This window comes from Paludibacillus litoralis (assembly GCF_037646705.1).
Taxonomy (GTDB): domain Bacteria; phylum Pseudomonadota; class Alphaproteobacteria; order Rhodobacterales; family Rhodobacteraceae; genus Pikeienuella; species Pikeienuella litoralis.
In genome coordinates this window covers 39532-51167 of sequence record NZ_JBBHER010000012.1, presented here as the reverse complement: position 1 = coordinate 51167, position 11636 = coordinate 39532, and the positions used below count along the sequence as shown (strand labels likewise).

At 68.9% G+C, this 11636-nt stretch carries 9 protein-coding genes; 1 reads left to right on the top strand and 8 read right to left on the bottom strand.

The window, feature by feature from the left end:
* The first annotated feature begins 140 nt into the window (after window positions 1-140).
* Window positions 141-1364: an N-acetylmuramoyl-L-alanine amidase family protein gene (locus tag WG921_RS17365; RefSeq protein WP_340110525.1), complete on the top strand. Its 1224-nt coding sequence runs from the start codon at window positions 141-143 to the stop codon at window positions 1362-1364.
* A gap of 90 nt (window positions 1365-1454) precedes the next feature.
* Here WG921_RS17365 and WG921_RS17360 read toward each other — a convergent pair whose 3' ends face one another.
* The 8 genes from WG921_RS17360 to WG921_RS17325 all read right to left on the bottom strand — a co-directional run bounded on the left by WG921_RS17360 (window position 1455) and on the right by WG921_RS17325 (window position 11427).
* On the bottom strand, window positions 1455-3506 hold the full coding sequence (locus WG921_RS17360) for an ABC transporter ATP-binding protein (protein ID WP_340110524.1): 2052 nt from the start codon (window positions 3504-3506) through the stop codon (window positions 1455-1457).
* A complete protein-coding gene (locus tag WG921_RS17355) occupies window positions 3503-4345 on the bottom strand; it encodes an ABC transporter permease (RefSeq protein ID WP_340110523.1) in 843 nt (280 codons plus the stop codon). Before WG921_RS17355 ends, WG921_RS17360 begins: the two co-directional genes overlap by 4 nt.
* Window positions 4346-4357: 12 nt before the next feature.
* Complete coding sequence (locus tag WG921_RS17350) at window positions 4358-5371, bottom strand: ABC transporter permease (RefSeq protein WP_340110522.1); 1014 nt, start codon at window positions 5369-5371, stop codon at window positions 4358-4360.
* 66 nt (window positions 5372-5437) lie between these two features.
* On the bottom strand, window positions 5438-7051 hold the full coding sequence (locus WG921_RS17345; protein WP_340110521.1) for an ABC transporter substrate-binding protein: 1614 nt from the start codon (window positions 7049-7051) through the stop codon (window positions 5438-5440).
* Between the two features lie 35 nt (window positions 7052-7086).
* Window positions 7087-8130: a transketolase family protein gene (locus WG921_RS17340; protein ID WP_340110520.1), complete on the bottom strand. Its 1044-nt coding sequence runs from the start codon at window positions 8128-8130 to the stop codon at window positions 7087-7089.
* On the bottom strand, window positions 8127-9023 hold the full coding sequence (locus WG921_RS17335) for a transketolase (protein ID WP_340110519.1): 897 nt from the start codon (window positions 9021-9023) through the stop codon (window positions 8127-8129). The genes WG921_RS17340 and WG921_RS17335 overlap by 4 nt, the downstream gene beginning before the upstream one ends.
* Before the next feature lie 17 nt (window positions 9024-9040).
* A complete protein-coding gene (locus tag WG921_RS17330; RefSeq protein WP_340110518.1) occupies window positions 9041-9976 on the bottom strand; it encodes an aminotransferase class IV in 936 nt (311 codons plus the stop codon).
* Window positions 9977-10182: 206 nt separating this feature from the next.
* On the bottom strand, window positions 10183-11427 hold the full coding sequence (locus WG921_RS17325; RefSeq protein WP_340110517.1) for an aminotransferase class III-fold pyridoxal phosphate-dependent enzyme: 1245 nt from the start codon (window positions 11425-11427) through the stop codon (window positions 10183-10185).
* Window positions 11428-11636: the final 209 nt, after the last annotated feature.

Sequence of the window (11636 nt, the reverse complement as noted above, 5' to 3'; positions counted from 1 at the left end):
AATTCAGCGAGGCGACGCGGAGCGGGCGCCGCGTATCGCGCAGCCCACTCAATGTCGCAGTGGACAATAATCATCGTTTTCGTGAAAGTCCAAAGGGAAATTCACCTGCCCATGTCGACGGGTGCTGAGCGGAGCATGAAATGCGGGGCCGGAGAGACACCGGATGGGGCGCGGCGTGGCGGCTGGCTCTCATGGCGATCATGGTCGCGTCGCCGCTTTTCGCCGCCGCCGATGGGAGGCCCGCGGTGGTCGGCTCGCCCGGTCCCGGACGGGTGGAGCGTGTCGAAATCGGGTTGGCGGAGCGCGCGCCGTTCAGCATCTTCACCCTGGAGCATCCGCGGCGCGTCGTTGTCGACTTCCCGGCGCTGGACAGGGTTTCGGCCCCGTCGCGCCCGGCGCCGGGGGCGCGGCTCATCAAGGCGGTGCGGCCCGGCGCGCGGGCGGCCGGGCGCGGCGCGCGGCTGGTCGTCGATCTGCTCCGCCCGGCGCGGGTCGCGCGCGCGTTCACCGTGGCGAGCGACGATGGCGCTGGTGACGAAGACGGGGCGGATAGCGAAGACGGGGCGCGATTCATTCTGACGCTTGAGCCGACCAGCGCGGCAGCCTTCGCCGCGCTCGCCGGCTGGCCGGAGGCCGCGCGCCCGGTGGCCTCGTTCATCTCTCCAAAGCCCGCCGCGCCCGGCGATCTTCTGGTCGTCGTCGATCCGGGGCATGGCGGCGCCGACCCCGGGGCGATCTCGCGCGGGGTCGCGGAGAAGGATCTGGTTCTGGATTACGCGCGCGCCCTGGCCGCGGCGGTTGTGGCGCATCCCGGATTCGACGCGGCGCTGACGCGGTGGGGCGATGAATACCTCACGCTGAAGGAGCGCGTGACGCTCGCGCGGCGGGCGGGCGCGGGCGTGTTCATCTCGCTCCATGCGGACGCGCTGGCGACAGGGGAGGCGACAGGCGCCTCGGTCTACGTCCTGAGCGAGCGGGCCTCCGACAGGGTGGCGGCGGCGCTCGCCGGGGCGCATGACCGCATGGAGGCGTTGGGGGGCGTCGCGCTCGATGAGGCTGCGCCTGACGTCGCGCAGGTGCTTATCGATTTCGCGCGGCGCCGGACCGACGTCCGCTCCCGGCGGCTGGCGGCGCGGCTGGTCGCGGGGCTTCGCGACGTGGCGCCGGTGCTGGAGGGGCGCGCCCTGCAATCGGCGGGGTTTCGCGTCCTGCAGGCGCCCGACATTCCATCCGCGTTGATCGAGCTTGGCTTCATGTCGAGCGCGGCCGACCGCGCGCGGCTGCTGTCGCCGGACGTACGGGACGCGGTCACCGCGGCGATCGCGGCGGCGATCGTCGACTGGGCCGCGGACGAGCGGCGCTGAGGCCGGGCCGCCGGCCCGGCGAGAGAGACGGGCGCTTCAGCGTCTCGGGGGGACAAGGACGGCGAGGCGCACGGGCGCGCGGGCGCTGGCTCAAGCCTCGTCCTGCGCCGCGTTCCGGCCCGGAAAATGGCAGGCGGCGAAGCGCCCGGCGCCATGGGAGCGGAGGGGGGGCTCCTCCTCGGCGCAGATCGCTTGCGCCTTCCAGCAGCGGGTGCGGAAGCGGCAGCCGGAGGGGGGCGCCATCGGGTTCGGGATATCGCCGGTGAGGACGATCCGCCTCCGCGCCCGCTCCCTCTCCGGCTCGGGAACCGGCGCCGCCGAGAGAAGCGCCTGCGTATAGGGGTGGAGCGGATCGGCGTAGAGCGCCGCGGCGTCGGCGATCTCGACGATTTTTCCGAGATACATCACCGCCACCCTGTCGGAGACATGCCGCACCACCGAAAGATCATGCGCGACGAAGAGGAAGGCGACGCCGAGCCGGGCCTGAAGCTCCTTCAGAAGGTTCAGCACCCCCGCCTGCACGGACACGTCCAGCGCGGAGACCGGCTCGTCCAGCACGATCAGGCGCGGATCGAGCGCGAGCGCGCGGGCGATGCCGACGCGCTGGCGCTGGCCGCCAGAGAGTTCGTGCGGATAGCGCTCGGCATGTTCGGGATCCAGCCGCACGAGATCCAGAAGCTCGGCCACCCGCCGCGCGCGCTTCGCCTCCGGCCAGCCGGCGAGGATCAGCGGCTCGCGGAGGATGCGCCCGACGCGCATCCGCGGATGAAGCGAGGCGAAAGGGTCCTGAAACACGATCTGAAGCCGCGCGCGGAGCGCCCGCAGCTCGCTCCGCGGCGCGGCCAGAAGATCCGCCCCTTCGAAGGCGATGTCGCCGGAGGTCGGCTCGATCAGCCGCATCACGCAGCGCCCGAGCGTGGATTTTCCGCAGCCGGATTCGCCGACGAGGCCAAGCGTCTCCCCCGGCATGATTTCGAAGGAGACGTCGGAGACGGCGCGGACGAAGGCCGTCGGGCGGCTGGTCACCAGGCTTCGCTGGACCGGAAAATCCTTCACGAGATTGTGAACCGTGAGAATGGGCGCAGCCTGCGTCCCGGCGCCTGGCGCGGCCTCGGGCGCATCGGGCGCGGCGCCGTCGACGATCACGCCCGAGCCGCCCGTCCCCTGAGCGACGGCGTGGCAAGCGGTGTCGAGCGCCCCCTCCGGCGCGAGGTCGGGGTCGATGCGCGCGCAGACCTCCATCGCGAGCGGGCAGCGTGGCCGGAAGGCGCAGCCCTCGGGCCGGCGGAGGAGCGAGGGCGGCGCCCCTTCGATGGATTGGAGCCGGCTTTCGCCGGCGAGCGGCTTCGGCACGGAGGAGAGCAGGCCGCGCGTATAGGGATGGCGGCAGGAGGCGAAGAGCGCGCCGACCGGGCCGCGCTCCACAACCCGGCCCGAATACATCACCGATACGGTGTCGGCGACGCCGGCGACGACGCCGAGATCATGGGTGATGAGCGCGAGGCCGACGCCAAGCTCGCGCCGAAGATCGGCCAGCACCTCCAGCACCTGCGCCTGAACCGTGACGTCGAGCGCCGTGGTCGGCTCGTCCGCGATCAGGAGATCGGGATCGTTCGCCACCGCCATCGCGATCATCACCCGCTGGCGCATGCCCCCCGAGAATTCATGCGGGAATTGCCGCACGCGCTGCTTCGCTTGCGGAATCGAGACGAGGTCGAGCAATTCTTCGGTCCGTCGCCGCGCGCCGTCGCCGCCGATCCCCGGATTGTGAAGGCGGAGCATCTCCTCGATCTGGGCGCCGACGCGCAGGACCGGATTGAGCGCCGTCAGCGGATCCTGAAAGATCATGGCGATCCGCCCGCCGCGAATCGCCCGCATCTCCCGCCCCGAAAGCCCGAGAATCTCCCGTCCCGCGAGGCGGACGCTCCCCGTCACCCGGGCGGAGGCGGGCAGAAGCCCCATCACCGCCAGCATCGAGAGGCTCTTGCCGGAGCCGGATTCGCCGACGACGCCGTGCACCTCGCCCTTGGCGATGGTGAAATCGACGCCGCGCACCGCCTCCAGCGGCGCGTCGGGGCCGGGGAAGGCGACGCGAAGGTCGCGCACCTCCAGAAGCGGCGGCTCGCTCTTCTCGCTCGTCATGCGCTTCTCGGGTCGAGCACGTCGCGCAAGCCGTCGCCGAGGAAGTTGAACCCGAGAACCACCGTCAGAATCGCGAGCCCCGGCCCGAGCGCGATCCACCACTGATAGAAATGGACCGCGCCGTCGGAGATCATCGCGCCCCATTCCGGCGTGGGCGGCAGCGCGCCGAGACCGATGAAGCTGAGCCCCGCCGCCAGAAGCACGACCTGCCCGAAATCCATCGTCGCGTTGATCAGGATCGGCGTCCAGCAGAGCGGAAGCACATGCAGCCCGAGCACCCGGAGCGGGCCGGCCCCGCCGGCGACGGCGGCCTCGACATGTTCGCGCTCCTTCACCTCCAGAACCTGCGCGCGCATCAGCCGCGCATAGATCGGCCACCAGACGATGACCATCGCGATCGCCGCGTTGCCGAGCCCCGGCCCGAGCGACGCGACCACCGCCATCGCCAGCAGGATCGGCGGGAAGGAGAGCGTGACGTCCACCGTCCGCATGATGACGCTGTCGACGAGCCCGCCGAAGAATCCGGCGAGCGCGCCGAGCGTGGAGCCGATCGCGACGGCGAAGGCGACGACGCCGACCGCGATCGGGATCGAATAGCGCGCGCCATGAAGGGTCCGGGTCAGCACGTCGCGGCCGAGCGTGTCGGTGCCGAGAAGATGCGCCGCGCTCGGCGGCCGGAGGCGCGGCCCGACCATGGCGAGCGGCTCGTAAGGCGCCCAGAGCGGCGCCGTCGCGGCGATGGCGAACCAGGCGAGAACGATGACGGCGCCGATGATCACCGGCGCGGTCATCCAGGCCGGGCGGCGCGGCAGGCGGAGCGTGGCGTCGGGCGCGGTCATCCTTCCCTCATCTCAGGCGATGCGGATGCGCGGATTGGCGAAGGCATAGGCGATGTCGGTCAGAAGATTGGACAGGAGAAAGGCGATGGCGCCGATCAGGGTGACGCCGACGATCGCCGGGTGATCCAGCGCGCGCGCGGATTCGACGGCGTAGGAGCCGATCCCCGGCCACGAGAACACGGTCTCCGTCAGCACCGCGCCGGTGATGAGATAGGCGAAGGAGAAGCCGATGATCGTCAACGCCGGAATCATCGCGTTGCGGAGCGCGTGGTTGACCAGGACCCGCGTCTCGCTCGCCCCCTTGGAGCGGGCGGTGAGGATATAATCCTGCGCCAGCACGTCGAGCATGCTGGCCCGGACCAGCCGGGAGATGATGCCCGTGACCGCCCAGCCGAGCACCAGGGCGGGCAGGATCAGGTGCGAGAGCGCCTCGCGGAACTGCGCCCAGTTCCCCGCCAGCAGCGCGTCGATCGTGAACATGCCGGTGACGAACGGCGGCGCCGCCTCCCGCGCGCCGAGCCGGCCCGCCCCCGGCAGCACGCCGAACTTGACCGAGAAGAGGTAGAGCAGGATCAGCCCGGACCAGAACACCGGCGTCGACGAGCCGATCAGCGCGAAGAGCCGCGCGGCGTGATCCTGCGGCCGATTGCGGTAATGCGCCGCCAGCACGCCGAAAAGGAGGCCGAATCCGGTTCCGACAATCATCGCCGCGATCACCAGCTCCAGCGTCGCCGGCAGGCGCTCGGCGATGTCGAGCCCGACCGACCGCTTGGTGCGGAACGAGACGCCGAAATCGCCCTGCGCCAGATTGGAGATATAGATGCCGTAGCGCTCCGGCAGGCTCTTGTCCAAGCCCCAGCGCGCCTTCACCGCCGCCACCACCTCGGGGTTGCCGAGCTGGCGTTCGTTGACCAGCGAGAGCAGCGGGTCGCCCTTGGTGAAGTTCGTCAGGATGAAGGCGATGGTCGCGACTCCAAGCAGGAGCACGGGCATCATCGCAAGGCGCCGGATCAGATAGCGGAGCATGGGCTCACCCGTCGCCACCCGGCCCCGAGCGGGGGCCGGATGCGGTGTTGGGAGAGAGTCCGGTCATCACTCGCGCCCGAGATCCTCGAGCACGATCTGGCAGCAGACGCTATAGGCGACGCCGGTCACGCCCTTGCGGTAGCCGAGCACCAGGCGCGGGTTGACCAGCGGAAAGATGATCCGGTCCTTGATCATCTCGAGGCCGAGCTCATGCGCGAGGCGCGTCACGTCGTCCGGGCCGGCGGCGCCGTATTCGGCCATCAGCTCCAGCTCGCGCTCGTTTTTCAGCCCCTCGGCCTTGTCGCCGCCGGCGCGCTGATACCAGCGCGCGTCCGGCGTCATGGTGAAGTAGCTGAAATACTGGCCGGAGCCGAAATAGTCCGGCGCGTAGAAGAGCGCGGTGAGCGGAATGCCCGAGGCGTTGACCTCCTCGCCCCAGACCGCGAACGTCACGGGCTGCAGGCTGACCTCGATGCCGACCCGCGCGAGATCCTGCTGGACCTTCTGCATCATCGTGTTGAGATCGACGCCGTAGAGATTGAAGTCCGGGTAGATGGCCTTGAGCGGGAACCCGTCCGGCACGCCCGCCTCCGCGAGGAGCGCCCGCGCCTTGTCGAGGTCTTCATGGGGCAGGGGCAGATCCTTGCTTCCGGGGAAGCCGTTCGGGATCGGGGACGCCTGCAGGTCGCCGTCGCCGCCGACCGCGTATTCCAGGATTCCCTCGTAATCCAGCGCATAGCCGAAGGCTTCGCGGATCTTCGGGGTGAGCGGCACCTCGTTGTCCTTCGCCCCCGGTGAAAGCGCGACATAGATCATGTTGTAGGACGGCACGAGATCGAAGACGACATCGGGGCTTCGCACCGATTGCGCGGTGATCGTGTCGACCTGCATGGCGATGTCGGCGCCGCCATTCTCCAGCATCTGCGCCTGGCCGACCGCGTCCTTGACGTCGCGGATGACCACGGGGAGCGGCGACTTGTCGCTCTTGTGATGCGGGTTGAGGGCGAGGCGCAACTCGTCGTCGGGGCGGTAGCTTTCGAGAACATAAGGCCCGCTTCCGGCGGAGTTCTGGAGGAACCATGGCTCCGCCCGGTCGGTCGTGGGGTCGCCGCTCGCGCCCGCCTTGATCGCGACATCGCTGTTGATCGCGACGACATAGGGCGCGCTGGCTTTCGCCATGAACTCCGAATCCGGCGCGTTGAGCCGGATCACCAGCGTGTGCGCGTCCGGCGTCTCGATCGTCTCGACCCCGCCGACGAAGAAGGACGGCCCCTCCTTCAGGTCGCGGAGCCGCTCGATGGTCCATTTCAGGTCCTTCGCCTCGACCGGGCTGCCGTCGCTGAAGACGGCGTCCGGATCGAGATGGAAGGTGAATTCCGTCTGGTCGTCGTTCACCTCCCAGCTTGTCGCGAGGCGCGGCTCGATGGCTCCGGTCTTCGGGTTCACCGAGATCATCGTCTCATAGACCGACGACATGTAGATCTGGCAGGAATCGCACCAGGCCCGCGCCGGATCCAGCGAATTGAAGTCGGTGTCCCGCGCGATGACGATGGTGTCCTCGCCCGCGGCGAGAGCCGGCGCCGGGGCGAAGACCGGCGCGGCGAGAGCGCCCAAAAGCGCCGCGGCGAGCGCGGCGCGGCTTGTCGTCGCCTTTGACGCGATCCGGTTGGTTCTTGTCATCTTGCATCTCCCCATTGGTTTTCCTGTCTTCAAGGTCAGGTTTTCGCAGCCTCTGCGATCAGCCCGCCGGCCGATTTCGCGATTCCATCCGCATCCAGCCCGTAATGCGCGTAGAGCGCGGCCGGCGGGCCGATGAGCGAGAACTCATCGCGCAGACCAAGCCGCCGGAACGGCAGACGCGGCTGATCGACCAGCACCTCGGCGACGGCGGAGCCGAGGCCGCCGATCACGTTATGCTCCTCCACGGTCAGGATCGCGCCCGTCTCGGCCGCGGCGGCGCGGACCTCGTCCTCGTCCAGCGGTTTCACCGTGTGCATATCGACGACGCGAACCGAGCGGCCCTTCTCGGCGAGCGCCTCCGCGGCGTCGAGCGAGGGTTTCACCTGGCTTCCGGTCGCGATGATGGTGAGGTCCGCGCCTTCGCGGAGGCGGATCGCCTTCCCAAAGGCGAAATCCGTCGGGACCTCCGGGTAGACCTCGGGGTCGCGCCCGCGCCCGAGGCGGATATACATCGCGCCGGGGTGATCGAGAGAGGCTCGCAGGATCGCCCGGAGGAGATTGGCGTCGGTGGCGCAAACCGTCGTGAGCCCGGAGATGCTCCGCATCATGGCGAGGTCTTCGGTCGCGTGATGGCTGGTGCCGTAGAACCCCATCGAGATGCCGGAATGGGTGCCGATCGCGCGGACCGGCATGTTCGGATAGGCGCAATCGGTCCGTATCTGCTCCGCCCCGAGGATGGAGCAGAAGGAGGCGAAGGTCGCGGCGAAGGGGATCAACCCGCAGGAGGCCATGCCCGCGGCTGCGGTCAGCATGTTCTTCTCGGCGATGCCGAAATTGAAGAACCGGTCAGGATGGCGCGCCTGAAACTCGACGGCGCGGTTCGCGCTGGCGAGATCGGCGGTGAGGACGGTGATGCGCGGATCCACGTCCGCCAGCGCGGCCAGTTCCTCTCCGAGGATGAAGGCCGGCGCGCGCGAGGCGGGCGTTCCCTTGACCGATCTGGAGTCCGAGAGCGCGATGTCGTCCGAGACGCCGCGGAAGATGTCGCTCTGGTCCTGAGTTTCGCTCTGGTCGCTCACGGCGCGCCTCCTTCGCTCTCCTGCGGCTGGATGCCGGCCTCCAGCTCCTCCATCACGGCGTCGTAATCCTTGCCGACGAGATTGCCGACATGCCAGTTGAGGCTGCCCTCCATCGCCTTCACGCCGCGCCCTTTCACCGTGTCGCAGATCAGCATCTGCGGCTTGCCGACCCCGGCCGGGGCGAGGGCGTCGAGATGGGCCATGATGGCGTCGAGATCATGCCCGTCGAAGCGCGAGACCTCCCAGCCGAAGCTGCGATACCGATCTTCGAGGGGTTCGATCGACATGGTCTCCTCGGTGTCGCCGTCGATGCCGAGCCGGTTGCGATCGACGATGCCGACAAGACCCTGAAGCTTGAAATGGCCGGCGGCCATGGCCGCCTCCCAGATTTGCCCTTCGTTCTGTTCGGCGTCGCCCATCATGCAGTAGACGCGGTAGGCGCGCCCGTTCACGCGCGCGGCCAGCGCCATGCCGACCGCGATCGACAGCCCATGCCCGAGCGAGCCGGAGCTGAAATCGACGCCGGCGATCTTCTTCATGTCCGGGTGATCGCCAAAGGGGCTGCCAAGGCGGGTGTAGTCGTCCAGAAGCTTCGGATCAAAGAAGCCGAGATCGGCCAGAACCGGGTAGAGCCCGATCGCGGCGTGCCCCTTGCTGAGCACGAACCGGTCCCGGTCGGGCCAGTCGGGCCGGGCGGGATCGATGCGGAGATGGCCGTAGTAGAGCGAGGAGAACAGCTCCGCCGCGGAGAAAGTGCTGGAATAATGCCCCGCCCCGGCGATCCGGGCGAGGCGCACCGTCTCCTTGCGGATGAACCTGGCGCGCTCGGCCAGTCTCTCTTTGGTGATGTTGTGCTTGGACCGGCTCCGGCTGACGGCGGGGGACTCGTTCATCGTTTTCTCCCTGCTGGTCATGCGCTTCGCCGCGCGGCCTCGGCGTAGCGCACCGGCGTGGACAGCTCGGGCCGCTTGTGCCAGGCCCAGTAGGTTTCTTCGATTTTCCGGAACATCGGACCGGGGCGCCCGTTCGCGTAGATCCGCCCGCCAAGCTCGACCACGGGCGAGACGCCGCCCGCCGTCGTGGCGGTGAAGACCTCGTCCGCGGCCTCCAGATCGGCGCGGGTCAGCCGCGCGAGGCGCGCCGGCACGCCCATCTCCGCTCCGATCTCCAGAACCGTCTTGCGCGTCACCCCTTCGAGCGCGCCGCGGTCAGGGGTCAACAACTCGCCATCCTTCCAGATGAAGAGGTTGAAGCCCGGCCCCTCGGTCACCACGCCGTCGCCGTCGAGCAGGATCGCGCTGTCGACGCCCGCAGCCTCCGCGGCGCGGAGCGCGGCGATGAAATCGCCCCACATGTAGTTCTTGATCGTCGGGTCGAACGACGCCGGCGGAATCCGCAGCGTCTCGGAGATCAGGAATTTCAGCCCGGTATCCTGTTTCTCCTCCGGAAACACCGAGACCCAGGGCAACGCATAGGCGAAGAACCGGTTCTTCAGCAGGCTCGGGCGGCTTCGCGGCATGCCGGGCCCGGGGACGCCGCGGGTCGCGAGCATCGCGACATAGGCGCGCTCCAGCCCGGCGCGCGCGACGCACCCGTCGAGGATGTCTCCGATGGCGGCGCTGTCATGGGGCAGGGTCATTCCCAACCTCTCGACGGAGCTCGCGAACCGCGCGAGATGATCTTTCAGCCGGAAGAAGGCGCCGTCCCAGACATGGACCACGTCATAGGTCACGTCCGATTTGCTGAACCCCCAGTCCAGAAGGGAGATCTTGGCCTCCGAGATCGGAACGAACTCCCCATCCACGAATGCGGCGCCGCTGCTGTACGCCTCGTTCAGTTCGACCATGATCCGACTCCTTTCCAAGCTGCCGGCGGCGCGAGTCGCCAGACTCGGCGCCAATGTGATCGCGCGGCTCTCTCCGCGCCGTCGGCCGGCGCGCTCCTGACGCCGCCGACCAGAATGTCCGCCTCCGGCCCCGCTCTCCGTGGCCCTCCGGCGGGTTTCCAAAGTGAACGCCGGGAGCGGGCCAGGCCGCGCCGCGGCGCGCCCCGTCAGCCGAACGCGTTCGCGACCGCGCCGAATGCGGCGTCCGTCGCGGTCAGCGCCTCGGCGATGTCGGTCTCGCGATGGGCCGTCGAGAGGAACATGTTGTGCCAGGGATGGAGGAAGACGCCGCGCCGCAGCGCTTCCAGGCAGAAAAGATCGCCCTTCGCGAAATTCACATCCGCGTCGAAAAGGATCAGCGGCATCTGCGCCGGCCCGGTCTGGCGGATCCGGACGCCATGGCGCGCCGCCTGCTCGTTCAGGCCGTCGCGGAAAAGCTGGCCGATCCGCTCCATATGCGCGAGTCCGTCGGTCTCCCGAAGTTTCGTGAGGGTCGCGAGGCTCGCCGCCATCGCGCCGGCTCCGCACCAGTAGGAGCCGGTGACGAACATGCGCTGCGCGGCGTCGCGGAACCGCTCCGTCGCGGTGAGCATCGAGATCGGATGCCCGTTGCCCATCGCCTTGCCGAAGGTGGAGATGTCGGGGCGCACGCCCAACGGCTCCCAGCTTCCGCCCATCGCGAGGCGGAAGCCCGCCCGCACATCGTCGATCATCAGCGCCGCGCCGGTCCGGTCGCAGAGCGCGCGCGCCGCCTCCGCGAACTCCCGTGTCGCAAGCTCCTGATCCCGCCGCGCGTCATGCCGGAGCGCGGTGCAGAGAATCGCTGCGAGGTCGTCTCCCGCCGCCTCGACCGCCTCGGTCAGCGAGGCGGGGTCGTTGTAGTCGTAATGGAGGATATGCGCGCGGTCCTCGTCCGTCACCCCGGCGAGCGACGGCGTGCACCATGGCGCGGAGCCGTGATACGAGCCGCGCGCGACGAGGATCTTGCGCCGCCCGGTCTCCGCGCGCGCCAGCGTCACGCCGGTCGTCGTCGCATCGCCGCCATTCTTGCAGAAGAGCGCCCAGTCCGCATGCGGAATCAGGTCGACCACAAGCTCGGCGAGATCGACCATCACCGGCGCCGGGCCGTTGAAAAGCTCGCCCCGCTCCATCTGCCGGGCGACGGCCGCATCGACATCCCGGTCGCGATGGCCGAGCACGATGGGCCCGTATCCGCACATGAAATCGATCAGCTCGTTTCCGTCCGTATCCCAGATACGGCAGCCTTCCCCGCGGGAGAAGAACTGCGGATAGCCCTCCGGCAGGCGCGAGACGCTCATGTGCCCCCAGAGCCCGCCGGGAACCACCCGTTTCGCGCGCGCCATGAGCGCCGCGTCGTTCTCGCCGGTGTTCGCCGCGCGCCGATCCAGCATGACATCCTCCCTGTCAGATCTCGACTGCATCACATCTGATATATCGGATCAACGGTAATCTTAGCCGGTTCCTCCGCCACGCGAGGAAAGTAGACCACCGCCGCGGGATCTTAGCAATCCCGAGGCTTTCGGAGGGCCGTTGAGGCCCGTGCGGATTTATGCGAAAACTCCATGAAAGGGCCTCAAATCATCCGGGCGGCGCCCTTATA

What these genes read in the sequence shown, in the direction of transcription:
- WG921_RS17350 (WP_340110522.1), bottom strand. Translation starts at nt 5,371, where the DNA reads ATGCTCCGCTATCTGATCCGGCGCCTTGCGATGATGCCCGTGCTCCTG.
- WG921_RS17345 (WP_340110521.1), bottom strand. Translation starts at nt 7,051, where the DNA reads ATGACAAGAACCAACCGGATCGCGTCAAAGGCGACGACAAGCCGCGCC.
- WG921_RS17355 (WP_340110523.1), bottom strand. Translation starts at nt 4,345, where the DNA reads ATGACCGCGCCCGACGCCACGCTCCGCCTGCCGCGCCGCCCGGCCTGG.
- WG921_RS17365 (WP_340110525.1), top strand. Translation starts at nt 141, where the DNA reads ATGCGGGGCCGGAGAGACACCGGATGGGGCGCGGCGTGGCGGCTGGCT.
- WG921_RS17335 (WP_340110519.1), bottom strand. Translation starts at nt 9,023, where the DNA reads ATGAACGAGTCCCCCGCCGTCAGCCGGAGCCGGTCCAAGCACAACATC.
- WG921_RS17330 (WP_340110518.1), bottom strand. Translation starts at nt 9,976, where the DNA reads ATGGTCGAACTGAACGAGGCGTACAGCAGCGGCGCCGCATTCGTGGAT.
- WG921_RS17360 (WP_340110524.1), bottom strand. Translation starts at nt 3,506, where the DNA reads ATGACGAGCGAGAAGAGCGAGCCGCCGCTTCTGGAGGTGCGCGACCTT.
- WG921_RS17325 (WP_340110517.1), bottom strand. Translation starts at nt 11,427, where the DNA reads ATGCTGGATCGGCGCGCGGCGAACACCGGCGAGAACGACGCGGCGCTC.